Genomic DNA, 23,921 nt, shown 5'->3' with positions numbered 1-23,921 from the left:
GGTCTGGTCAGCGCCGAGAACGGCGCCATCTTCGCGCCAGCGCGCGACGTAACCGTTCTCCGGCATGGTGCTGTACCGCGGCGAGCGCCGGCACGACCAGCAGCAGAAGGAAAGTGGCGACGAGGACGCCGAATCCGACCGATGTCGCCAGCGGGACAAGATGCCGGGCGTGGGTGCTCGTCTCGAACACCAGCGGCGCCACGCCGAGAAACGTGGTTACCGACGTCAGGAGTATGGCCCGGAAGCGGACCTTGGACCCGGCGATGATGGCTTCTCGCGGCTCCATGCCGGAGTCCCTGAAATCGTTCATGAACTTGACCATCACGAGCGAGTCGTTGATGACGACGCCGCCCACTCCGATCAGCCCCTGCTGCGACCAGATGCTGAGATCGAGGCCCAGCAGCATGTGTCCCGCCAGCGCGCCGATGGCCCCAAGGGGTATGGCGGCGAGTACGATGAGCGGCTGAAGCCAGGATCCGAACGGGATCGCCATCAGCGCGTACATGATGATCAGGGCGAGGAATCCCGATCTGGCCAGGGCGGCATTGACGTTATCCTGCTGTCTGCGCTGGCCGCCGAAAACGTAGTGGAAGCCTGGATCGCGGGCTTCGAGGGACGCGAAGAACCCGCGCTCCAGGCGATCGTCCACCTGACGGCCCGTCGCGTTCACCGCATCCACGTCCGCGGTGACCGTCACGAACCGCCGCCCGTCGAGCCGATGGATGGCCGATGTGGACCGTGCGAAACGCGCTGAGGAGATCTGGCCCAGCTCCACCTCGCCGCCGCCCGGCGTCCGCACCATGTATCTCTCGATATCGACCGCGGAGTTCCGCTCCTCTTCCGGAAGCCGCACGTAGACCCGCACGTCTTCACGACCACGTGGCACCCGGAGCGCCTCCAAACCGAAGAAGGCCGATCTCACCTGGCGAGCGAATTCGTCCACGGTCAGGTGGAGCGTGCGGGCGGCCGGGTCAAGTTCGAGCTGCAGTTCGCCGAACCCCTCGTCCAGGTTGGTCCGTACGTCGAAGACGCCATCGATGCCGGCGAGTTCCGCGGCGACGTCGTCGGCGATCGCGCGCAAACGGACCGGGTCGGGATAGGAGAGGTCGTAGTGGACGGGGAGGTCTCCGCCGACGATGCTGGATGTAATCGAGAGCGCCGTCGCCTCGGGGACCTCGCCGACCTCCTCCCGCCACGCCCGCTCAAGCGTGGATCCGGAGATGCCGTGGCGCTCCCAATCGATGAGCTTGAACTGGACGGTCGCGAGGTGGCCGCGAGCGGACTGAAACGCGTCGCCGGCCAGGGGGTCGAAGAGTTCGGCCGGCTGACCCACCGTGACCGCTACGGCAACCTCGAGTGGCAGATCGCCGGCCGCCGTGCCCCGCTCCGCCGCAACGCGCGCCACGGCGCGGTGTCCGGCTGCCGCCACGCGGTCGGCCACGTCGCCCGTCTGTTCGCCCGGCGTACCGGTGGGCAACCTCAGACTGGCGGAGACGATGTCGCCCTCCAGCGGGATGATGAACCGGCTCGGGACGATGCCCGAGAGCACGAGAGCGGACGAGAGGACGAGCAGCCCCGCCGCGGAGGCGAGCACGACGAAAGGCTGTCCCGTGGCCAGTCGCAACCCGCGGTCGAGCGGCCCCTCGACAAAGCGCTTGACGAAGATGTCCACGCGTTCCCGGATCCGGCGCAAAAGTTCCGCGGCTCGATGGCGGGAGCGGCCGGGCGCGGGCAGGTGGGACAGGTGGTTCGGCAGGATCAGCAGCGATTCCAGGAGCGAAACGACCAGGACGGAGATGACGACGATGGGGATGGCCCGCGCCAGTTTGCCCTGAGGGCCCGGCACCGTCATGAGAGTCGAGAAGGCGACGATCGTCGTCAGGACGGAGAATATGACGGGACCGCTGACGGACTTCGTGCCGCGTATCGCCGCCGCCAGCCCGCCGGCGCCCTTCTCCCGCTCGGAATAGACGCTCTCCCCCACCACGATCGCATCGTCGACGACGATCCCCAGCGCGAGGATGAGGCCCATCAGCGAGAACATGTTGATGGACAGGCCCAGGAAGTCCATCACGAGGAACGCCCCCGTGAACGAGACGGCCAGACCCACGGCCACCCACAGCGCGAGCCGGATCTCCAGGAACAGGGCGAGGGCGATGAAGACGAGGACCAGGCCGAGCAGTCCGTTCTTCACCATGAGGCCCAGCCGCCCGCCCACCAGGTCCGAGTCGTCGCTCCAGATCGCGACGTCCACGCCCGCGGGCAGGCCGGGCAGGACATCGGTCGCCAGGTAGTCCTGCACCGCCGCGCTGATGCCCAGCAGCTGTTCGTCGGAGGTCCGGTACACGTCCACGCGAGCGGCCGGGCGGCCGTTGTAGCGCACGCGCAGCTCGGTGTCCGCGAAACCGTCGCGGACCGTGGCGATATCGCCCACGCGGACCGCCGTTCCGTCCAGACGGGTGAGGACGATGATGTCCTCGAAATCCGCCTGTACGTACTTCCGTCCCAGCGTACGGACGAGTATCTCGTCTCCGCCGGCGGACACCTTGCCGGCGGAAAGTTCCAGCGAACCCTGCCGCACCGCGCGCGCGACGTCCTCCAGGGTAAGGCCCAGCGAGCGAAGCCGCCGCTGGGGAATCTCGACCGATATCTCGTACGGGCGAGTCCCGCTCGTACTGGCGAGGGACACTTGGGCCAGCGCCGAGATTCCCTCTTCGATCCCGTACGCAAGCTCCTTGAGCGTGCGCTCCGGCACGTCGCCATGGACGAGGAGGCGCATGAAGCGCTGTCGGCTGGTGATCTCGCGTACTTCCGGCCGTTCCGCATCCGCCGGGAACGTCGGGATGCGGTCCACCTCCGCCTTCATCTCGTTGAGCACGCGGTCGATGTCCGTCCCGGCCTTGAACTCGGCGATGACCGACGCGAGCCCCTCGGAGGCGATCGCGGTCACGCGTTCAAGGCCCTCCACGCCGCGAATCTGTTCCTCGATCCTGCGGACGATCAACTCCTCGACCTCCTCCGGAGAGGCGCCCGGGTAGGGAACGAGGACCTGGACGCGGTCCAGGGAGACGTCGGGGATCACCTCCTGCACGAGACCAAACGCCGCGTGCAGACCGCCGACCAGCAGGACGAGCATGACGACGTTGACCGCGGTGCCGTTCTTCGCCATGTAGGCGATCGGGCCCCGCCGGGCGCTACGGCGCATGCCAGCTACCTATGGCGCCGGACGGGCCGCCCGAACGGCTATGGCAGCAACCCTTCAAGACGCCCCGCCAGACCCGCCAATACCCAGCCGCGCGGACCGAACGCTTCGATTTCGCGTGCCGCCTCGTCAAGCAACTGGTGGACGCGCCCACGCGCCTGTTTCCGCGAGAGCACATGCAGGATCGAGCATTTTGCCAAGTCTTCATCGAGCATGTCGTCGACCACTTGGAAGGCGAGTCCGTAGGCGCATCCAAACGCGTCCAGGCGGTCAAGCTGCTCGCCCGCGAGGCCCCCGGCAACGCCACCGCTCCAAGCCGAAAAACGGTATAGCTCGGCGGTTTTTCGCAGATGGATGAACTCGATGTCGTGCAGGCTTGTTTCGCCGGAGGTGAAAGCGAGGTCATCGACCTGTCCGCCGACCATGCCCCGGGACCCGATCGTGCGAGTCAGGCGCGCCCCTACCGCAGCGCTTGCCGAGGGGTCGGACAGCCGCGTGCATTGCGCGAACGCTTCGGCCAGGAGGGCACTGCCGGCCAGAACGGCCGTGGCGTGGTCAAAGGCGACGTGGACCGCCGGCCGCCCCCGGCGGACGGCGTTGTCATCCTGGGCCGGTAGGTCATCGAGAACGAGCGAAGAAGCGTGGACCAGTTCCACCGCGCTCGCAACGGGCATGGCCCGCTCGGGATTCGCTCCCGCGGCTACGGCAGCGCCGAGCGTCAGCGCCGGACGCACGCGCTTTCCGCCCGGAAAGACGGCATACCGCATGGCCCGGTGCAACTCTGCGGGGTGCCGCGTCGCGGCCGGCAGCACTGCGTCGAGGTTCGAATCGACGCGCTCCCGGCTCGCCGCCAGGAACTCATCCAACGCGACGCGGTTACCCGGGTACCCCTCTCGTGCGTACGCGCTTTCGAACACGCCGCCCGGGGTATGAGACCGCCGGGCCGGCCTAACGGGCCGGACCATGTGCGCGGCGCGGTTCCTGTGCAAGCGCGTCGATGTCGGCGGCGGCGCGGGACGCGGTATCGCGAATCGTCGCGGCAAGCGCACCGAAGTCGTCCACTCCGCACGCATCGGCGATCGCGGTCTTTGCGGTGGAGGTCGCCGCGTCGACGGTGAATCCGTCGTCGGCGATGAGCCGCAGCGAACCGTGCAGGTTCCGCCACAGTGTCGCCGCCTCCGCCAGCCGCTCCGCGGCATCTTCGGCGATCACCCCGCGGGTGCCCGCAGCCCGGAAGACCGAGGCCGGGTCGCCGTTCAGCGTGTCCGACGCGTCGCTGCCGGGCGCCCATTGCAGGGCCAGAGCGGCGCGCTCGAGATCCCGGAGTCCACCGGGCATGTCGGCGACCGAGAGCAGGTCCAGCTCGACTTCGCTCGCGGCGGCTTCGCGCAACTCGGCCGTCAGCGCCTCGCGAGCTGTGCTCCCTCCCAGAGCGTCTCGTAACGCCGTCGTGAACCGATCCGCAATTTCGCCATCGCCCGACACGAACACGCAACGCGCCCGTGCGAGCGCCACGAGCTCGTCGCTCGAACCGGAGTTCCGGAGCCGTTCCCGGAACGCCTCGAGAGCACTGAGCTCGCCGATGCCACCGCGCGGGACCGGCGCCAGCAGCAGGTTGTTGCGCGACAGCGCACGGAGCGCCTTGCGGAAGCGGCGGCACAATGCTTCGTAGTACCTGGCGGGGCCGCCATCGTAAACAAACCGGACATCGAGTTCCGTCCCCGGCATCGCCTGTCCGCCGACCAGAGGCCCGAGAACCGCCACCGCCACCCCACCGCTGGTGTGTGGAACACCCCGGTCGGCGAAGTCTTCCTCAACGGCCGACAGCACGGTGGCGATGGAAGCTTCGGCGATGCGCGACAGCGCCATGCCGGCCTCGCTCACCGACAGGCTGCGACGCATCGTGTGCACGGCGACCTGGAAGACTTTGGCATTCGACCACTCCAGCGCCGCCTCGACCGCCTCTCCGGCGTCCTGCACGGGGATGTCGGCAAGCTGGTCCTTCATCTCGGAGATGCTGAGTTCGTGCGTCCAGTAGAGGCGCGCCAGCCCGGAGCGGGCGATCGACTCGGATTCCGGATCCGACAGGAATCCCTCCGGCAGTTCCAGGTCCGTGAATTCCCGCTCCCGCAGCGTGTCGAGCAGTCGCGGCCAGCGGTTTATCCACCCCGCCAGGCGCGGGGCGGCGGCGTGGATCTCGGCGATGACGTCGAACGCGTCGGGGCGCTCCGCGAACGCGCGGCTGTCGTACGCGCTCCAGTCGTCGATCTCGGAATAGAACTGGGCGCGCTGACGATCGAGCAGGGGATCGATCGTCTCGAACCACGGCTTGGGGAAGAGGGCCAGGCCGTTCATCTGCATGTAACTGCCCGGCAGCTGCGGCGAGGCGGCCTCACCATGATGCTGCAGCAGCGGATAGCGCCGGTTTGACGTGTGATGGTCGGCGTGGCGCTGCATGTTGTAGTAAAGCCAGTTGGTGAACTTGTAGGCAGCGCTCCAGGCGTGCCTCGGCTTGACCGGCTCGAACCTGCCGGTGGGCATGCGGATGCGCCGAAGCCCGTAGTGCTGCACGTAGTTGCTGATCTTCATCGAGAAGACCACGCTGCCGCACAGAACGAGGTAAAGCAGCGCGGCCCACGGACCGCCCAGCCAGAAGATCAGCCCGTACCACGCGGCGATTTCCACGGCGTAGCGCCAGAACGCGTTCGTGTAGTGCCAGAGCGGCAGGTGGCGGCGCGTCAGCCGGCGGCGTTCGAACCGCCAGGCGCCCAGCAGATTATTCGCCACCTCCGCGGGCAGGTACTGCCAGAAGCTCACGCCCTTCGGTGCGGACCCGGGGTCGAGCGGCGTACATACGCGGGGGTGATGGATGTAAACGTGCTCGGTCGCATAATGCGGGTAGGAGACGGAAGCCAGCAGGAACTCGCCGAGCCGACGCTCCCAGAGCGCACGCCGATGGACCAGTTCGTGGCCCACGATGAAGACCGTCTGCGCCACGGTCGTGAGCACGGCGGCCATCAACCCGACTTCCCAGAGCGAGAGGTGGCCGGCGGCCAGCATCTGCCAGAGCGAGAATACGAACGTCACCGGCCAGAACGCCGCCCACAGCCACAGCGAGAGCTTGTACAGGAACAGCTGGCTCTCGCGGGTGGTGGCCGGATCCATGTTCCGCTCCTCCAGCCCGAAGGCCCTGTCGAATTGGCCTGCGAGCATGAAGAAGACGAACGGACCCACGATCCACCAGCCGCCGTACATGGCGGCGCAGACCACGAGCGGGAAGATCGCGAGCGGAACGAAGTGCGGGAGCGCGTTCGCGATGGATGGTTCGACCACCCGCCCGCTCAAGGGTACCGAGGCGCCGGAACTACGTGCTTCCATCCTTGAGATCCTTCATCCATGGGTGATCGCTGCCCGGCAACTCGATTAAATCTACCGGCGAGGGCGAGCAGCGCCAGCCGCGCCGGACGGCCCGAACGGCGTGGTCACGGGACCAGGACGGGTTGACGCTTCCTCAGCAGGAACAGGCCCTCGTTCCAGCTCGACACCGCGATCACGCCGCTCTCGAAGTACGGATAGTTGCTCCACGTGCCACCGAAGGCTGTCTGGTCATCGTCCGTCGGGACGGTGTCGAAGAAGGCCACCTCGACCGGGTGCTCCGGGTCGCTGACGTCGAGGATGCGGAGTCCGCCCAACAGGTTCGACTGGTAGAGGAAGTCGCCGCGCACATACTGGTTGTGGTCGATCGAGCGCGTCTCGGCAAAATACTCCGTAGCCAGCACCGGGTCGTCGAGTTCCACCACATCCCACACGAGGGTCCGCGTATTCGCGACGGTACCCCCCTCCTCGTCGAGTTCGTCGCCGAGGAAGAAGTAGCGGTGGTCCTCCGTGAGCCATCCCTGGTGGGCGGCGACGGCGCCGGGGTAGCCGGCGCTCGCAAGCGCGACGGGATTCTCCTTGTCGGTGATGTCGGAGATCCCGAGCGCGTCAATGGAGGCGTGGAAGCAGATCTCCCGGCCGACGTAGTCCTCGTCGGGTCCGTCGTAGATCACGCACTGGGCGTCGTGCGTGTAGCCGCCGCCGAGGAAGCCGCCGATCTCGGGGTCCGCGAAGCAGCCGGCGAAGCGGGGATTCGCGGGATCGCGGATGTCGATCATGTGGAGGCCGCCGCCGCACGCCTCGCCGCCGCCGCTGCTGCCGACGGCGTGCGCGAAGCCGGTCTCCTCGTTGATCACGATGTTGTGCGAGCTGAACACGCCGTCGTACACGGCCGTCTCCTCGAACATCGCCGGCGGATCGCGGACATCCCTGAGTTGCGTGAGGTCGAAGATCTGGACGCCGTGCGCGCCGGCGTTGTCCGCCACGATGAAGGCGTGGTCGGCGTAGGTCTTTATGTCGCGCCACAGGTTCTCGACGCCACCCTCGGTGAGCGGGAGTTCGCCGACGTAGACCGGGGCGTTGGGGTCCGTGATGTCGACGAAGGACGTGCCGTTCGACTTGCCGAGAAGGACGTATTCGCGGCCGGTTTGGGGATCGGTCCAGCCCCAGATGTCGTTCGCGATCGACGCCGGGCCCGCGCCGAGTTCGGCGAGGGGGAGGAAGGCGACGAGATCCACGTCCGCGCACGCGTAGTCGAGGGCGGTCCCATCGTCGCAGCTCACGGTCTCGCCCGAGACGGCGGCCATGCTCGACCGTTCGGGATCGCGCAGCGTGCCGGCTGGCGCCCAGGCGCCAGCCGGCGGCACGCGCTCGAACACGGCGGCGGCCCCGAGTCTGAGGTCCGCCTGCCCGGCGCCGACGACGGCCAGCTCCGCCCCCGCCCCGACGCTGGATCCGAAGGCGGCGCCCGGTCCGAACGGCGTCGCGTTCACGGTCTGCGCGTGGGCGAGCGATGTCGGGTCGAAGACGTAGGCCGCGCCGGCCCCGGCGGCGGTGCCGGGGGCGCCGACCCACAGCATCCCGTCCGCGACGGCCAGCGCCGTGCCGAAACCGGCGGCGGCAGGGCTGTCCGGCGGGGTCGCCCAGCGCGGCGCGCCGGGGGTGCCGGTCGCCTCGAAGGCGGCCAGGGCGCCCGTGCCCGAGCGGCCGGGCGCGCCCGCGAACAGCGTGCCGCCGCTCAGCGCGACCGAGGTGCCGAGCCCATCGCCGGGCACCCCGTCTTCCAGCGTGAACGAGCCGGTGTGCTCCCACGCGCCGCCTTGGCGCTCGAACCGGTGTACGGCGCCGCGGCCGCCATCGGCCCCGGGCGCACCCACGAAGAGCACGTCGCCGGCGGCGGCCAGGGCGGCCCCGAAGCGGTCCGCGCCCTCCGGCGACGGGCTTGCGAGACGGCTCACCGCGCCGGGCTCGCCCGTCGCGCCGATCGCGTATGCGTGGACGACGCCGGGCTGCGGCGGCGCCGGTTGGCCGAACGGCGCCAGGTCTCCCAGCCGACCGGGCGCGCCGACGAAGGCGGCATCGGCCGTGAGGCCCACCGCGCTCCCGGCGCCCGCGCGCACCTCGCCCCCCGGGTCGAGTTCGGCCCGCTCGGCCCACGCGCCCGTCCGCCGCTCGAACAGGTAGGCGCGCCCGCGCATGTCCGCCGCCCCGGGGGCACCGACCAACAGCCGCTCCCCCGCCCAGGCGACATCGGTGCCGAACTGGTCGCCGACCGCGCCGGCGGCAGGTTGCAGCACCTCCGCCACGGCCCACGGGGCACCGCCGCCCGGGTCATCGCCGTCGCCGCGCCGGAAGACGTACACGCGCCCCGCCTCCGGGTACGTCGGGAGGCGAAGCTCGGCGCCGTTGCGCGACACGAGTACATCCCCGCCCACGAGCACGACCGATGCCGCGAACCCCGAGGCGGCAACGCCGCGCGCGGCGAGCGCGCCCCCGAGCGTCTGCGCCGCCGCCGCGCCAGGCGCGACCACGCCGGGTGCCGCCGCGAGACCAGTGATCGTCAACGCCAGCCATCCGCACCGCATGCTCACCCTCCGTTCAAGCGTCCCCTATCGGGTGGGTTCGCGCGCCATGCGCCGTCCCAGCCGTTCGGTGTTCTCCGCCACCCATTGCGAGAGCCGCGTGCCTTCGTCCTCCCCCTCGGCCCCGAAGGGAGGCTCCTCCGCGCTGTCCAGGAGGTTCTGCCGCAGCCCCTCAAGCTCGTCCGCCGTCAGAATCGTCTCGCCGCACAGGCGTGAGAACAGTCCGTACGCCGCGAGGCAGACGGCGGCGGGCAGCGCAACCGGGCGGGAGCGCACGCCGAGCCTTCCGGCCACCGTCGACACGAGTTCGGCCAGCCGGTAGCGCTCCGGGCCACAGGCGTCGCGCAGGCTTCGGGCGCGCGCCTCCGGGTTTTCGACCTCGTCCACCACGAGGCGCGCGTAATCGTCCACGTGCATCGGGCGCAGCGGACAGTCGCCCTCGGGCACCGGAAAAATCGGCGCGATCCGGCAGCCCCACGCGATGTTCTCCAACAGGATCCCGGGGCGGTCCGGCTCGGGACCGGGTCCGCCGTAGCCGAAGAAGCACGCGGGCCGCAGCACGGCCCAGCCCACGTCGTCCGGGCTTTGCGCCAGCCGCTGCTCAATGCGGTGCTTGCCCGAGAAGTAGGACAGCTCGGTCGCCCGGTCGGCGTTGGTGATGCTCGTCCACACGATGCGGCGCACGCCCGCAGCCTCGGCCGCCGCAATCAGGCGCAGCGCGTTGTCCAAGACCTCCGTGTGACCCGTCCATGCACCCCGGTGCCCCACGGGACGCGTGGCGTGGCGCGACCAGTAGGTCGAGACGAGCGTGTCCGTCGCCCACTCCGCGAGCTGCGTCTTCAAGTGACCGGCGTCCCAGTCGTTCCGGCCTTCCGGGGCCGGCCGCGCCCACGCGACGTCTCCGTCCCACATGTCGATCCGGCCGTCCGCCAGCTTCCCGTCGAGCGGCCCGTGCGTCGTGAGCGACGTCACCCGATGCCCCCGCTCGCGCAGCTTCTCAACGATGCGACCGCCCGAGTACCCCCAGGCACCGGTCACCGTGACGTTGCGTGTGGTCGACATTTTCTCGGTGCTCTCCTTCGCGATCAGCCTTTCGCGCTCAGCCTGCGCGCTCAACCGCCGCGCGCCGGGGGCAACGGGTCTACGCCGGCCAGCGCCGCGCCGACGAAGGGGAGCGCGAGCACCCACAGCCGGAGGCCGAGCGGCCCGGCCCCCTCCGCCGCGATACCGCCGAGGGCGAGCAGCGCCAGCCCGGCGCAGGCCACGGTCGCACCGACCGCGAGCATCCAGCCGGGACGAGACCGCCCGCCGCCGCGGCTACGTTCGAACCGCCGGAAGGCGAGCGCGCAGGGAACGAGCGCCAGCGCATACAGGGCGAGCCACAGCGGCCGAACGGCCCACCAGCTTCCGGTGGCGGCGGGGTCGGCGCCGAGACCCACGCCGCCGAGCAGCAGCGCGACCCCCACGACCAGCGTGGCGGCCGTCAGGTGCCACAGAAAGATGGTCATGATCATCCCGTTGACCAGCACGGTCGCCGTCCACGGCCCGGCCCGGTCGAGCCAGCGCCGCATCGGGCCCTCGACCGAGAGGAGGAGTCCCATGTGCACGAGCGCCAGCGCCAGCAGGGGCAGCTTCGGCGGCAGCGAGTTGCTGACCGCGTCGCCCGGGACGCTCACCATGCTGACCGGGTACGGTCCAAGCGTCACCATGCCGACCAGCGCCGCGCCGCCCAGCGCGGCCCACGCCGCGCCCCGGCCCGGACCCGCCGCCTGCCCGTCGCGCCACGCGTACCCCAACTGGTGGACGGCAACCCAGATGAACGCGTAGTTGGCCCAGCCCACAACCGTGAGACCGGCGGCGAAGAAGAGGATGTCATCGGCGATCGCCGCAGCGACGAGTACCCAGAACGACCACAGCCCGTACCGTCGCCAAGCCGCGTGCGTCAGCGGCACCAGGAGCACGATCAGGACGTAGACGGCGAGGAACCAGACCGGAATCAGCGCCATCTGCGACAGACCGCCCACGAGTTCCGCGTCGACGCCGCCCAGCCCCATGCCGGCGCCGAGCAGCACCCACGCCGCGAGCAAGGCCAGGACCGGACCGAGCAGGCGCCGGAGCCGCACCTCCAGCCACTCCGCGTAGCTGCTTCCCCTGTCGCGCGCGGACTGCCACGACACGCCGTTCGAGTAGCCGCCCACCATGAAGAAAATCGGCATCACCTGCAGAACCCACGTGAGCCACCGCCCCCACGGCTGGTATTCGAGCGTGCTCGAGAGCGCGACTTCCCCGCCACCCGTGTACGGCGCCGCCTGTATCCAGTGGCCGAGCACCACGGCCCCGATCGAGAGGGCGCGCAGGAAATCCACGTACCGGTTGCGCGACTCCGGCGTCCGCGCGGCCACCGCCGCCGCCCGCGACCACAGGCCTCTCACGGCAGACCCAGCGCGACGTACTCGGCCGGCTGCTCGCTGCCCCCGACCGCGACGACGATGTACTGCTTCCCCTCGTGCAGGTACGTCATCGGCCCGCCCGTCGTCCCCGATGGGAGTTCCGTCTCCCACACCACATCGCCCGTCGTCTTGTCGTAGGCCCGGAAGGTCGTCCCCCAGTGCGTGTTCGGCGTCCCGATCACGGCATCGCTCCCCTCGCCGATGAAGAGCAGCGACCCCGTGACGAGCGGCGCCGGCCGGTTCGCGTTCCCCAGCGGGGGAAGGTCCAGTCCCTCGAGGAGCGGATGGTCGTTTGGACCGTCCCCGTTCGCCGCCATCCAGAGGTGTTCGCCCCGGTTCATGTCGATCGCGGTGATCCGTCCCCACGGCGGCTTCACGAGCGGCAGACCCTCGATCTCCGCCCGCGGCCATCCTCCCTGCGTCCCATATTCCATCTCGTCCGGTTCGGAGATTTCCGACAGGTTCCAGACATTCGGGAGCGTGTGCGACACCGCATAGTAGACGCCCGTCTCGGGGTCGAAGGCGCCGGTGTTCCAGTTCCCCGCCCCCCACGCGCCCGGGATGACGTACGTCCCGATCTTCCCCTCCACCGTCCCATTCTGGTTCGGCGGCGTGAACAGCGGGCCCATGATGAGCGAGTCGGCGAGCGCGAGCGCCCGTTCGCGGATCTCCGGCGTGAAGTCGATGAGGTCTTCCGGCGTGACCCCCTGCCGGTCGAAGGCCGGCGGCCGGCTCGGGATCGGCTGCGTCGGGGAAGTCGCCTCGCCGGGCACGGTGGATTGCGGCACCTCCACCTCTTCGATCGGCCACACCGGCTCTCCGGTCTGCCGGTCGAAGGTGTAGAGGAAGGCCGTCTTGCTCGCCTGCATCACCGCGTCGATGGCGCGGCCGTCCACGTGGATCCGGCCCAGCACGGGCGGGCCCACGGTGTCGTATTCCCAGATGTCGTGGTGCACCATCTGGAAGTGCCACACCCGCTCGCCGGTCGCCGCGTCGAGCGCCACGAGACTGTTCGAGAACAGGTTGTCGCCGGGCCGGTGTCCCCCGTAGTAGGCGGAGGTGGGCGCCGAGAGCGGCACGTAGACGTAGCCGAGTTCGTCGTCCGCACTCAGACAGCACCACGAGCCGAGGTCGCCGGATTCCGCAAGCGAGCCGGCGCCCCACGTGTCCGCCCCGAACTCCCCCTCCTCCGGAATCACGTGGAAGGTCCACAGGAGACGCCCCGTGCGGGCGTCGAAGCCGCGGATGTCCTCCCGGACGCTCCCTCGCCACTCCGTCCCCCCATCTCCCGCCCCGTCCACCGTCCCCGCCAGGACGATGACGTCCCCGACGATGATCGGCCCGGAACTCCAGCCGTACCGCCCCCCGGCCGGAAGCTGCAGGTCCACCCGCCCCCCGTCTCCGAAGGATGCGACAGGTTCACCGGTCGCCGCATCGAGCGCGTACATGGAGGGGCCGCGCACCGAGATGATGCGCCCGGCGGAGTCGCCGGAGCCGCGCCAGGAGGCCACGCCCCGGAAACTCCGCCCGCGCGCATCGTCCTCCGACTCCGGCCGCTGAATCCAGCGCGTCTCGCCCGTCCCGGGATCGAAGGCCTCGACGAGACCGACGCCGTTGGGGGCGTACAGCGTCCCGTCGATGAGGACGGGCGTCCCGCGCAGGTAGCTGTTGACGTTCAGGTCCGGGAACTCGTCCGTGAGCGTCGCGTCGACGGCCGGCCGCCGCCACACGACCTGCACTGCCTCGACGTTCTCCCGGTCGATCTGCGTGACGGGAGAATACCGGTTGAAGGAGTTCTGCCCGCCGTAGTACGTCCACTCATCGCTCGGCGGCGGCAGCCGGTCGGAATCCGCACCATCGCCCGTGCACGCCACGGGCGCGAACGCCGCCGCGATTCCTGCGAAGACCGCGCCCACGTCGCGGAATCGGCGGGCTTTCTCCGGATCACTTCGTCGTCGCCTCACCCGCATGGACCCCTCCGCGCGTTTGCGTGTTGAACCCTCGTTGTGCCGCGCAGGCATCTTGATCCTCCAAGATCGTTCGCGAACCGGCTGCGCGGGAGGGGTGACTGGATTGATCCAAGCCAGAACATTACCGTACAGAAAAGCTGTACCAGTATTCCGCAACAGAATGAGGGGGTCGGGGATGATCCGCGAGACGACCTACACCGGGGCCCGCAAGAACCTCGCCGCTCTGATGGACCAGGTGACCGACACACATGAGCCCGTCCTGATTCGGCGTCGCGGGAGGGAACCGGTCGCCTTGATCGCGGCCGAAGACCTCAGCTCGTGGATGGAGACGGTGTACGTGCTCCGCTCACCGAAGAACGCCCAGAGACTCCGGGAAGCGATCGCGTGGGTCGAGAGTGGGCAGGGAGAGCCCGTGGACCTCGACGAACTCGCCCAACGGCTTGGCCTTGAAGGCGCCTGACGGAAAAAGCAATCGGGAAGCGGTCCTCACGCCTCAATGTCTGCGGGATCTGGAGTATTGGACCCGGACGAAACCCAAGCGAGCTCGGCGGGTGTTCAAGCTCGTTCGGTCAACGCTCCGGGATCCGTTCGATGGCCTCGGAAAACCGGAGCCACTCCGCGGAGAGTTTGCCGGCTCGTGGTCCCGTCGGATCGACGGCGAGCATCGCTTGATCTACCAGGTGGCGGCCACCCGAGTCTACTTCCTTTCCGCCCGAGATCATTACTGAGCCGGCGGACAGATTGTCCCGGAACTCGCTCCGCCCTCCGGTTGACCTCGGCAAGCACGTCGCCGGGCGAGAGCCGGGTTTCCGCATGACCTCGTGCGTGTGCGGTGTCCCGCGGGCGTCTTGCGTGTCCGGACGCACGTTGACGTTGAGCAGTGGAGAGAACTGCAAGAAGTGTAGCCGCTGTGTGCCCGACGAGGGCATCCCGTTTGCATACCGCCCGCCGGACCCGGCGCCGCCCTTCACTGCGTAGGTCAAGCTGAGCCGAAAGCTCAGCTCCTCGACCGCCGTGGCGTGCCGCACATCAGCCGATATCAGCGGCGAGAGGATCCAGTCGTCCGGAACCCCGTGGCAATCTGTCTCCGGGGGACACAGTGCGAAGGCGATGCGGCTGAAGTCCATCCGCGCGAGCCCGACACCCGCACGAAACCCGAGATCCGTCTGGGCGGCGAGTGGACCCGCAGTGAGGATGAGCCCGGCAGCAGTAACCCTCAGCGGGCCGACCACATGCCGGCCACCTGCTCCTCCAGATCGTGCCCGCAGAGCCGGCCCATCCGGGCCCATGACCGAACGTTCTGCTCGGTCGAGATGCGCTCCGTGTACGTGAAGTCCGCGCTGCAGGAACCGCTCCGGTCCCCAACATCGAAGGAGAACTCGCCGCTCATTCGCAGGTCGGTATCCAAGGTGAAGTCGAGGCCATCGACCGTCCACGCCACAGTCCCGGTCTGCTCGAAGCCGGGGTTGGCCGTCAGCGCGAAGGCGACTCCCTCACCCCTGAGTACGCAGTCGCGCAGCTCGATCTCTACGTCGATCTCCAGCTTGGCCGTCCCCTCGGACTCCTCGATCGTCGAGATCATCCCGGCCCCAAGCGCCGTGCCGCCCCCGGGACAGGCGATCGTAAACGGCAGCTCGGGAGCTCCCGGCGAATCGGACTCCTCCACTCCGAGACCCGCGAGCAGCCCCATGAGCGTGTGCGACTCCGCCACGGTCAACCTGTCGCCGCTTTCCTCCGGCCCGGGGACCGATGCGGGTGCGGTCGAATCGCCGCAACCGGCCACCAGGAGCGCGGACGCCAACGTTCGCGACCAGATTCTCTTGTTCATCGGTGTCTCCTTCATCGATGTCTCTCTTTTCGCGCGACTCCCTGTTGACGACGTATGCGGGACCATCGTCACGCGGCCGTCGCGTCGTCCTCGAGGTCGTAGTCGACGGGACAGGTGATCCCCAACCACCGATTCGAGTGCCTTCCGGCGCTACCGCGCGCCGGCGAGACGGCGCTCTTGCGATACGGCCCCGTTGTTGGGGGAGGAGCGGAGGTACGAGCCGAAGAAGTTCACGGTCGCCGGCCCGTCGCCATCGTTCGCAATGATCGCGGTCGCTGCGGTGCGTCCGAAGCTCGCATGCGCCGGATAGTTGCTGATGGTGACGGTATGGGTGCCGGCTTCCACGCCGTCGAACCGGAACAGGCCTCCCGTGCGCGTTTCAGTCGGCGCGCCGGCGTCCAGGGAGACGGTCACCCCGTCCGCTCCCCGTCCGTCGATCAGCACCTGCCCCACGATGGCGTCGTCGAACATCGCTGGCCACGGATTCTCGTTGCGCGCGGACATGGCGGACATCAGCGCCGCGGCGGACAACAGCAACAAAGCGACCGCGAGCTGGTACATTTCGTACTTGTTCCCCGGCCGTTGCCTGCTGGACGGCCTTTGCCTGCTGGGCGGCCGTCCCCTGCCGGGCGGAGCGATCCGCGACGGGCCCGTCGCGTCGCCCTGCTCGGTATAAGGCCCGGTGACCGATGATGGCGTCGTCGCGATGTCGTGTTGCATGGTCCGGATTCTCCGCCCTGGGTGACAACGGAGGGTGCACCCCTGCCGCTGACGGCCCAAGATGCGGAACCTCGTCCATGGGCGGTGAGAGGAGAATTCCCTCAATCCTGACGGGAGAAACCCGCAACCTTCCTGGCGGGAAATCCCCGTCATCCCTTTGCGGGGGACCGTGGCGGACTACGCGTCGGGTTGCGGGGTTCCGCTACTCCTCCGCCTCGGTCCGCAGGAGCCCGCTTTCGAGAGCGAAGTGCACGATGTCGCGCCGGTTCGCGAGGCCCAGCTTCGACTTGGCGCGGGAGATGTAGCCCTCGACGGTCTTGCGGCTGAGGCACATCTCCCGGCCCGCCTCCGCGGCGGAGAACCCCCGCGCGGTCAACTCGATCACGGTCCGCTCGCGATCCGAGAGCGGCTCCGGCTCCGCCTGGCGGCCCGCACGGCGTCGCCGCGCTTCCCGGCGCGCGATGAGTGCGGCCGCGCGCCTGGGCAGATAGGAGTGGCCGCGCGCGACCGCCTCCAGGGCTCCCATGAGATCGGTGTCGGCGGCCGACTTGTTCAGGAAACCCGACGCGCCCGCGTCGAGGGCGGGCAGCAGGAACTCGTCCTCGTCGTGGACGGTGAGAACCAGGACCTTCGTTTCGATGCCGAGGGCGGCGATGCGCCGCGTCGCCTGGATTCCGTCCATGCCGGGCATCGCCAGGTCCATGATGACGATGTCGGGCTCGAGCTTCCGGGCCTTCGTCACCGCCTCCTCTCCCGACGATGCCTCTCCCACGATGTCCACCCGCCCGGATGCTTCCAGCAACGCCCTGAGACCGGCGCGCACGACCGCGTGGTCATCGACGAGGAGCGCCTTCACCATCATTGGCGGTGTCTCATTCCTTTTTCGGCTCCCAACCCCTGGCGGGCACGGAGGCGCGGACAGTGGTTCCCCTGCCCGGAGAGGTCTGCACGGCGAGCGTGCCGCCGACGAGGGCCGCCCTCTCGTGCATCCCGGCGATGCCGAAGAAGGCATCGCCGCCCAGCGCCTCCGAATCGGGCAAATCGAAGCCGCGTCCCTCGTCGCGGACGGTCGCCCTGACCGCCCCGTTCGCCGCCCCGAGCGTCACGACGGCCTCGCTGACTTCGGCGTGCTGTGCCGCGTTGGTCACCGCCTCCTGCACGATACGGTACAGCGCGACCGCGGCGACCGGGTCCAACCGGCCGTCCACCCGCTCCAGCCTGGCGTGGACCGTAAACCCGTAAACGTCCTCGACGTCGCGGAATATGGAGCCGAGGGCGGCGGAAATCCCCTGGCGGTCCAGCTCCGGCGGCAGGAGTCCCCGGATCATCCGCTTCACTCCGAGGATCGTGCCCGCGATGTCCTCGGCGACCCTCGCCCGCGCCCGTTCTCTCTCCCCGTGGTCCTTCTCGTCGGCCAGGAGCTTCACCCGGATCTTCAGCGCCACGAGCGACTGGAGGAACTCGTCGTGCAATTCGCGCGACAGATGCTTCCGCTCGTTCTCGGCCGCCGCGATCATCATCCCCGACAGGCGCCGCATCCGCCTCCAGGCCGAGATGTCGCGCACCGCACAGATCACGTGATCCCGGCCCCGTCCCAGTCTCGACGGGCTCAGGCTGATCTCGACCGGGATCGTCGTGCCATCCCTGCGCAGGGCCTCGAGTTCGAGTCCCTCGCCCATCGGACGGGGCTGCGGGGCCTCGCCGTAGCGCGCGCGGTGCCGCCGGTGCCGGACCCGGCTCGCGTCGGGAATCAGCCGCTCGACTTTGCGGCCCTCCAGCTCCTCCCGGCTCCACCCGAACATCGTCACCGCCTGACGGTTGAGGTCGCGGATCACGCCTTCCGCATCCACGACCAGCATCGCGTCCGGCGAAGCGTCGAACACGGCGGTGTAGTCCCCTTGGTCGAGCACTCCCGGCTCCGTCCCTTCGTGCAGGCGAGCCGGCTTGCCGCGACCGCAAGGCTCCTCCCGTACCGGCTCGCTCTCACTCAGGAGATGCGCCCGGCACGGGATTGTCAATCCCGTCCTTTCGTCGACCGGGTTGGTGAAGGGTTGGTTGCAATTCGGGAGCCGGCGGTCAACGCTCCTTCGCTACGGGGAATCACGAGAACGGTTCCGATCTGCATGCGCCGAGGCTCCACGTCCGGATTGACTGTGCGCAAAGCGTCCAAGGCAACACCGTACCGTCGTGCAATGCGCGCCAACGCTTCGCCCGGGGCGACGATGTGTTCCCGCATGGTGGAACGCTCCCCGACCGGGATTTCGGCGAAGCGGGCGAGGAACACTTCACCCGCGCCGGCGGGGACGTGCAAACGTGTCGATCTGCCCGCCGGGACCAGACCGATGCGGAGGTGGGGGTTCAGAGTCCTGAACTCGTCTTCGGCGATGCCCGCGGCCTCGGCGAGGACATCCGCCGACGCGGCTCCCTCGACACGGACAACATCGAAGCGCTCCGGCGGATCCTTTTCGGATGCGGCACGCCTGGCGGTCGAGAGGTCGCCAGCCAGGCGAACGCTTGCGAGGAACCGGGGAACGAAGTCCCGGGTCTCCTCCGGCAACCGGTCGCGGATATGCCCGAACAGGGCGTCGTTGCGGGGCCGGGTTCCGCCGTGCCGCCGGATCGCCCTCTCGATCCGTGTCGGCCCTCCGTTGTAGGCCGCCAAAGCGAGAAACCAGCACTGGAACCGGTCATGGAGAACAACCAGATAGTCCAGCGCGGCCTCGGTGGCCGCATGCACGTCAAAGCGCTGGTCCACGAACGAGTTGACCTCGAGCCCGAGCCACCGGGCGGTCTCGGGCATCAATTGCCAGAGCCCGCCCGCCCCCGCCGGCGAAACGGCCAAGTGGTAATAGTCGGCCTCGATGAGGGGAAGGTAGCGGAGCGAGGGCGGCAGGTCCCGCGCCGCCAATTCGGCGTCGATATAGTCCTCGTACCTGCCCATTCGCTTCAGGCCGCGCTGCACCGGACCCCGCCCCTTGGTCCCCCAACGATCCAGCCACCGGGCAACCTCCTCCTCGATCAACCCGTCACGAGCCGCCGGTGACCCGATCTCGACGTAGGCGTTGCACGGACGACCGTCCCGGCCACCGCAGTTCCACTCGTTCCGCGCCACGCTGTCCTCGATCCGGTGGGAGGTACGGGCCAGGACGGCATCCGCGTCCCGGCTGTTCACCTTGACGGACATGACGGCCAGAGCCACGGCGGGGATGGCGAGGACGAAACGCGTCAGCCACCTGTTCATACTCCTCCATTTTCGGCAGTTCCGAAGGCCCGTCGAATCCCGCAGAAGAAAGGGCAGAAGAAAGGTAGGAGACGCTGGCCGGCGCCCGTACCGGGAAAAACCCTCGGCTTGTGACGGGAAAAACCCGGTTCGGGCTGCGGGGAAATTCCCCCCGCGGTCCTCACCGGCTCGCGGAGAGTCCGCGCGAAATCATCGCCAAACGCTCGCCGAAACAGCCCGATCTCTCGCCCAAGGATCGGATTTCAAGTCGTAGGATAGAGGGACCGTTGGAACCGCGATTGTATCCGAGCTGAGCCGTGCCGCGGTGCGCATCGGCGCGAGCCTTGATCCCGCCGCCCTGCTGCAAGGGCCGCGCGGGAGACGGAACGGAGTTTGGCGTGCTCACCCAAAGCGACTACACCGCCGTGTTCGACGCCTCGCCGGACGCGATGCTCGTGGTGGATGCGGACGGGGTGATCCAGGACCTCAACCGGCAGGCCATCGCGATGTTCGGATGGAGTCGGGAGGAACTTGAGGGCAGCGAAGTCGAGCGATTGATTCCCGACGCCAGCCACGGCCGGCACCGCCGGCACCGCCGACGCTACGGAGAGTCGCCGCAGCCCCGCCCGATGGGCGAGGGACTTGAACTCGAAGCCCTGCGCAAGGACGGCACGACGATCCCGGTCGAGATCAGCCTGAGCCCCTCGAAGCTGGGACGGGGCCGGGAACACGTGATCTGCGCGGTCCGCGACATTTCCTCCTGGAAGCGGGTGCGGCGCCTTTCGGGCATGCTCGTTGCGGCGGCCGAGCAGGAGCGGAAGCACCTTTCGCGCGAACTGCACGACGAGTTCCTCCAGAACCTCGTTGCGCTGAAGATCCGGGTGAAGCTGCTGGCCGACGAGAGGGACGACGGGGCAAGGGAGCGTGCGCGGGCGCAGGTCGCCGAAGACATCCGCGGCACGATCCTTGGCGTCAAGCGCATGATCCGGGGACTCCTGCCACCGGAACTGGACCACGGGGGGCTTTCCTCCGCCCTCGGCTCCGTCTTCCGCGACATCGAGGACGTGTACGGGTTCACGGTCCACGCCAGCCTGGGCCGGGTGGGCGGCGAATTGGACGAGGTCGCCACGCTCGCGCTCTACCGGATCGTACAGGAGGCGGTGGGCAACGCGGTGAGGCATGCGGGGGTGAGCGAGGCGACCGTGACCCTCGAGTCGGCGAACGGGACGGTCACGGCCACCATCCGGGACGAGGGGTGCGGGTTCGACACGGAGGGGGTGCCGGGCGATGGCTGCGTGGGCCTCGCCGGGATGCGCGAGAGGGCCGCGCTCGTCGGAGGCTCCGTCGTCGTGCAAACCTCGCCGGACGGGGGAACGACGGTCCGCGCCTCCGTTCCCGTCCAGAGTACGGACGGACGGAACGGATGAGGGACCGGCGACGATGGTGAGGGCGCTCCTCGTCGACGATCACGCAGTCGTGCGCGCCGGTCTCCGGGCATTGCTTGAAGCATCCGGAAGGGCGGAGGTCGTGGGGGAGGCGTCGTCGGGCGAGGAGGCGGTGAGGAAGGCCCGGATCCTGGAACCGGACATCGTCGTCATGGATCTGGCGATGCCCGGCATGGACGGAGTTCAGGCGACCCGGCGCATCGCCGCCCTCGGCATCGAAACGAAGGTCCTGGTTCTCACCGTCCACGACGAGGACGAGTTCCTGCTGCCCGCCCTCAACGCCGGCGCGGATGGTTTTCTGAACAAGTCGGCCGCCGATACCGATCTCATGGGAGCCATCGAAGCGGTCGTGCGCGGCCACTCGTATCTGCCGCGCAGAGCGGCCGAGCTCATCGCGCGTCAGAAGAAACAGCGGCGCGGCGCGGGCGAAGAGCCGGAGCCGCTCTCGGATCGCGAGCGGACCGTGATCGAGTTGACCGCACGAGGGTTCTCCGCCGCGGAGGCGGGCCGGGAGATGTGCCTCAGCCGCAAGACCGTCGAGGGCTACATCTCCCGCGCCAAGTTGAAGCTGGGCCTCGGGAACCGGCGCGACATCGTGCGCTTCGCGCTCGAAAACGGGCTCCTGCGGCCCGAAGCCGAGGAGTAGCGGAGCCCCGCCGACCCCGCTGGCTTTCCCGGCCCCCGCAGCTCTCGCATCACAAGGCCGGCCGTGCTGGCCGAAGGTCACCGCTTGAGCGGTCCCGCCGTCAACCGGCCCGACGTTCACCCATCCGCGAGGCATAACGCTGCGAGCGGCCGGACTCCCGCCACCGACGCAGTCAACTTCAGTTGGGCCATTAGAACCAGGCGTCGCCGCGGAAATGCAGCTTCAGGACGGGGTCGGCGCCACCCCTTCCGTTAGACCCCAGCCCGCGGGCCACATCCAACCGCAGGAAGCCGTCCATGAAGACGAGTCCCGCACCCACCGCATAGAAATCGTTCCCTCTGGCGGACGCCCAGTCGCCGAACACGGAGAGGCGGAGGAAGCGGATCCGCCGCTGCAGGTCGACTCTGGCCATGTGGATTCGCGATCCCCGGACCGATTGCGCGTGGCCCCGGAGCCACCGACCGCTCCCACCACCGATGTGCCAGAGGTCGTGCGGGGCCGGATCGCCCCACACCCGGGCCGTTCCGGCCTGCATTCCGAGGAATAGCCGGGAAGACAGGGGGATCACCATCGTCCCCTCGACGACGGCCCGTACGTGGGGATTGTGGCCCGCCGATGCACGGACGCTCGCTCGCCCACCCGCGCCGAACGATCCCGGCTCCAGCGTGCCCCACCAGGGCGCCCATGTGACGGCGGCCCCGCCCCGGTTCCGCTTGAGGTCGCTCGAGATGGCGGCGTCCTGCTCGGCGAACAGGCGAAGCGAGAACCAGTTGCGGTGACCAAGCGCAGGCAGGAATCGAACCGCCGCGCCCTGCGACCAATGGAAGTCCTCGGGGTCCCCCGTCGCGTAGATGCCGGGCCTTCCACCGCCTATCCCCGGCTCGCCGTGCCGCAACGACCGGTAGAAGGAGACGAGCATCGTGTGGCCGGGGTGGTTCCGCTGCAGGGTGAGGTCGATGTCCGGCGGCTCCACGCCGCCAGTGCCGATCCTCGCCGTCAACGCCGCCCGTCCCCACCCGAACTGGCGTTGCAGGCGGGTCCCCACCGACACGCGTTCCACGGGGTTGTAGCGCAGGAGCCTCAGCGTCTTGCCTGGGGCGTCGAACAGCCAGGGGCTCGGCGCTTCGGCCCGGTCGCCTCCTTCGCCGGAACCGATGGCCGCGAGTTCCGCCGCGATCCGCTCGACGGTGGCGTCGTCGACTCCGCGATCCTCCTCCCACACGGTCGGGGGCAGCAGGTCGCTCGCGACCAGCGCCTCCCGGTCCGCGGGTGTGATCGTCACCATCTCGCCGGGTTCCGCCTCCGACAGCGCCCCGCTGATGCTGTCCCCTTCCTGGCGCCAGAGCCGAAGCGCCGCTGCGGCCGTGGCCGGCGTCCCGGGAGTGGCCTCCGCGCCGCGTTCACGGATGTCCTCGATGTCGAGCGTCCAGTCGATCATCACGGGAACGGCGAGCGGCGCGAGACCGGAGGCCGTGGCACCCTCCATCGCCCCCATGTCCCCCCGCCAAGTCACGCTGCGGAGCAGCCAGTGGCGTGCCTCCCAGCGTTCGTACTCCACGACTACCGTCGAGACATCCAGCCGCGGGCGGGGCAACGCGCCGTTGAACGCCCCGTTGACCAGCCGGTCGAAAAACCCGGGCGGATCGGGAATCGAATCGGGTGCGGGTGCGTCGTGGGAGGAGTCACGGGGGCCGATGTACATATACAGATTCGGACGCCAGCGTCCGCCGCTCCGAAGGCGCCAGGTCATCTCGCGGCCGACGGGTTTGGCCAGCCGGTAGGCGACGCGCGCGAGGCCCAAAGACTCCGCGTCGATCCACAAGATCGCGGAGACGAGGCGGATGCTGCGGTAGCGTGGGATCACCGTGACGGCGACCGCTCGCACGGTGCTCCCGTCGCTCAACCGGACGGTCGTCGTATCGCCGGAACGGAACTGGTAGTAGCGCTCGGCAGCCGGCCCCAACGGGCTGCGAGTGGTGGTTTCGGCCTCCGGCCACGGCCCGAAGGCCGTGAAGCCGAACGCGAACGGGTCGCCCAGCGGGTCGGCCGCGAATCGTTCCATCTGCAGCCCGGTGAAGAAATCGGAGTCTTCGGGATCGACCAGCGCATGCCGGAACCGTGCCGCAAGCACGTGGACGACGGCGGGCTCGTCGCGCGACCACCGTACGCGCGCTGTGCGTTCGCCGTGCATCCAGGGCCGATTGCGCTGGTAGGAGGGCATCTCGAAGCCCGCCCGCTCGCGGATCAGCGCCGTGTAGGCGTCGATGGTCAGTCGCGCGGTGTCCCGGGCGGCTTTCAGCCCGAGCACGAGTTCGCGTGCGGTGTCGTCCAGGTAGGCGTTTTGGGCGGGATCTGGAGGAAGCGTGATCGAGGTAAGGGAGTCGGGCGTCTGCGCGGACGCCCTGCCCTGCAGGTTGGCGGCCAGCAGGATGGCCGCCAACGCAGCGACCCTCAATGATGGGGTCGGCCGCTCCCTTTCACGC

Annotated in this window: 17 protein-coding genes; 4 read left to right on the top strand and 13 right to left on the bottom strand. The window is 69.1% G+C overall.

Annotation, left to right across the window (positions count from 1 at the left end):
• Positions 1-7 precede the first annotated feature (7 nt).
• The 7 genes from ACOGXI_RS15250 to ACOGXI_RS15220 all read right to left on the bottom strand — a co-directional run bounded on the left by ACOGXI_RS15250 (position 8) and on the right by ACOGXI_RS15220 (position 13,573).
• On the bottom strand, positions 8-3,205 hold the full coding sequence (locus tag ACOGXI_RS15250; RefSeq protein ID WP_419939672.1) for an efflux RND transporter permease subunit: 3,198 nt from the start codon (positions 3,203-3,205) through the stop codon (positions 8-10).
• Between the two features lie 38 nt (positions 3,206-3,243).
• Positions 3,244-4,068 carry a polyprenyl synthetase family protein gene (locus ACOGXI_RS15245; RefSeq protein ID WP_419939671.1) on the bottom strand — a complete coding sequence of 275 codons (825 nt, stop codon included), beginning with the start codon at positions 4,066-4,068 and terminating at the stop codon, positions 3,244-3,246.
• An 82-nt stretch (positions 4,069-4,150) separates the two neighbouring features.
• Positions 4,151-6,535 carry a fatty acid desaturase gene (locus tag ACOGXI_RS15240; RefSeq protein WP_419939670.1) on the bottom strand — a complete coding sequence of 795 codons (2,385 nt, stop codon included), beginning with the start codon at positions 6,533-6,535 and terminating at the stop codon, positions 4,151-4,153.
• A 149-nt stretch (positions 6,536-6,684) separates the two neighbouring features.
• Positions 6,685-9,141 (bottom strand): choice-of-anchor B family protein, encoded by a 2,457-nt coding sequence (locus tag ACOGXI_RS15235; RefSeq protein ID WP_419939669.1) that lies wholly within the window; start codon positions 9,139-9,141, stop codon positions 6,685-6,687.
• 45 nt (positions 9,142-9,186) lie between these two features.
• Positions 9,187-10,221, bottom strand: coding sequence for an SDR family oxidoreductase (locus ACOGXI_RS15230; protein WP_419939668.1), 1,035 nt, complete (start codon positions 10,219-10,221; stop codon positions 9,187-9,189).
• Positions 10,222-10,271: 50 nt separating this feature from the next.
• Entirely contained in the window at positions 10,272-11,591 is a 1,320-nt protein-coding gene (locus tag ACOGXI_RS15225; RefSeq protein WP_419939667.1) for an acyltransferase family protein, read from the bottom strand.
• Complete coding sequence (locus ACOGXI_RS15220; protein ID WP_419939666.1) at positions 11,588-13,573, bottom strand: PQQ-binding-like beta-propeller repeat protein; 1,986 nt, start codon at positions 13,571-13,573, stop codon at positions 11,588-11,590. The genes ACOGXI_RS15225 and ACOGXI_RS15220 overlap by 4 nt, the downstream gene beginning before the upstream one ends.
• 181 nt (positions 13,574-13,754) lie before the next feature.
• On the opposite strand from ACOGXI_RS15220, the gene ACOGXI_RS15215 reads away from it, so the two are divergent.
• Together ACOGXI_RS15215 and ACOGXI_RS15210 are read left to right on the top strand one after the other, a co-directional pair.
• Complete coding sequence (locus tag ACOGXI_RS15215; protein ID WP_419939665.1) at positions 13,755-14,039, top strand: type II toxin-antitoxin system Phd/YefM family antitoxin; 285 nt, start codon at positions 13,755-13,757, stop codon at positions 14,037-14,039.
• Positions 13,975-14,307 carry a Txe/YoeB family addiction module toxin gene (locus tag ACOGXI_RS15210; protein WP_419939664.1) on the top strand — a complete coding sequence of 111 codons (333 nt, stop codon included), beginning with the start codon at positions 13,975-13,977 and terminating at the stop codon, positions 14,305-14,307. The genes ACOGXI_RS15215 and ACOGXI_RS15210 overlap by 65 nt, the downstream gene beginning before the upstream one ends.
• A 488-nt stretch (positions 14,308-14,795) precedes the next feature.
• Here ACOGXI_RS15210 and ACOGXI_RS15205 read toward each other — a convergent pair whose 3' ends face one another.
• From ACOGXI_RS15205 to ACOGXI_RS15185, 5 genes are all read right to left on the bottom strand, one after another.
• Entirely contained in the window at positions 14,796-15,407 is a 612-nt protein-coding gene (locus ACOGXI_RS15205; RefSeq protein ID WP_419939663.1) for a hypothetical protein, read from the bottom strand.
• 150 nt (positions 15,408-15,557) lie between these two features.
• Positions 15,558-15,968 (bottom strand): carboxypeptidase-like regulatory domain-containing protein, encoded by a 411-nt coding sequence (locus tag ACOGXI_RS15200; RefSeq protein ID WP_419939662.1) that lies wholly within the window; start codon positions 15,966-15,968, stop codon positions 15,558-15,560.
• Positions 15,969-16,329: 361 nt separating this feature from the next.
• On the bottom strand, positions 16,330-16,989 hold the full coding sequence (locus tag ACOGXI_RS15195; protein ID WP_419939661.1) for a response regulator: 660 nt from the start codon (positions 16,987-16,989) through the stop codon (positions 16,330-16,332).
• A gap of 10 nt (positions 16,990-16,999) precedes the next feature.
• Positions 17,000-18,037, bottom strand: a complete 1,038-nt coding sequence (locus ACOGXI_RS15190) for a PAS domain-containing sensor histidine kinase (RefSeq protein WP_419939660.1) — start codon at positions 18,035-18,037, stop codon at positions 17,000-17,002.
• A 104-nt stretch (positions 18,038-18,141) separates the two neighbouring features.
• On the bottom strand, positions 18,142-19,368 hold the full coding sequence (locus tag ACOGXI_RS15185) for a transglycosylase SLT domain-containing protein (RefSeq protein ID WP_419939659.1): 1,227 nt from the start codon (positions 19,366-19,368) through the stop codon (positions 18,142-18,144).
• Between the two features lie 377 nt (positions 19,369-19,745).
• Between ACOGXI_RS15185 and ACOGXI_RS15180 the strand changes: the two genes are divergently transcribed.
• Positions 19,746-20,774, top strand: a complete 1,029-nt coding sequence (locus tag ACOGXI_RS15180) for a PAS domain-containing sensor histidine kinase (protein WP_419939658.1) — start codon at positions 19,746-19,748, stop codon at positions 20,772-20,774.
• A gap of 13 nt (positions 20,775-20,787) precedes the next feature.
• Positions 20,788-21,438, top strand: a complete 651-nt coding sequence (locus ACOGXI_RS15175) for a response regulator (RefSeq protein WP_419939657.1) — start codon at positions 20,788-20,790, stop codon at positions 21,436-21,438.
• A 190-nt stretch (positions 21,439-21,628) separates the two neighbouring features.
• Here the strand turns inward: ACOGXI_RS15175 and ACOGXI_RS15170 are convergent, their stop codons facing one another.
• The gene (locus ACOGXI_RS15170; protein WP_419939656.1) at positions 21,629-23,878 is read right to left on the bottom strand and encodes a hypothetical protein; all 2,250 of its coding nucleotides are present in this window, start codon (positions 23,876-23,878) and stop codon (positions 21,629-21,631) included.
• Between the last annotated feature and the right edge of the window lie 43 nt (positions 23,879-23,921).

This window comes from Candidatus Palauibacter sp., assembly GCF_965208055.1.
Taxonomy (GTDB): Bacteria; Gemmatimonadota; Gemmatimonadetes; order Palauibacterales; family Palauibacteraceae; genus Palauibacter.
The sequence above is the reverse complement of the archived record's forward strand: the minus strand, read 5'-3'. Positions and strand labels throughout refer to the sequence as shown.

Bases quoted from the DNA above. Each gene is read 5' to 3' on its own strand.
- ACOGXI_RS15250 (WP_419939672.1), bottom strand. From the start codon at position 3,205: ATGCGCCGTAGCGCCCGGCGGGGCCCGATCGCCTACATGGCGAAGAAC.
- ACOGXI_RS15230 (WP_419939668.1), bottom strand. From the start codon at position 10,221: ATGTCGACCACACGCAACGTCACGGTGACCGGTGCCTGGGGGTACTCG.
- ACOGXI_RS15215 (WP_419939665.1), top strand. From the start codon at position 13,755: ATGATCCGCGAGACGACCTACACCGGGGCCCGCAAGAACCTCGCCGCT.
- ACOGXI_RS15205 (WP_419939663.1), bottom strand. From the start codon at position 15,407: ATGAACAAGAGAATCTGGTCGCGAACGTTGGCGTCCGCGCTCCTGGTG.
- ACOGXI_RS15200 (WP_419939662.1), bottom strand. From the start codon at position 15,968: ATGTACCAGCTCGCGGTCGCTTTGTTGCTGTTGTCCGCCGCGGCGCTG.
- ACOGXI_RS15195 (WP_419939661.1), bottom strand. From the start codon at position 16,989: ATGATGGTGAAGGCGCTCCTCGTCGATGACCACGCGGTCGTGCGCGCC.
- ACOGXI_RS15185 (WP_419939659.1), bottom strand. From the start codon at position 19,368: ATGAACAGGTGGCTGACGCGTTTCGTCCTCGCCATCCCCGCCGTGGCT.
- ACOGXI_RS15175 (WP_419939657.1), top strand. From the start codon at position 20,788: ATGGTGAGGGCGCTCCTCGTCGACGATCACGCAGTCGTGCGCGCCGGT.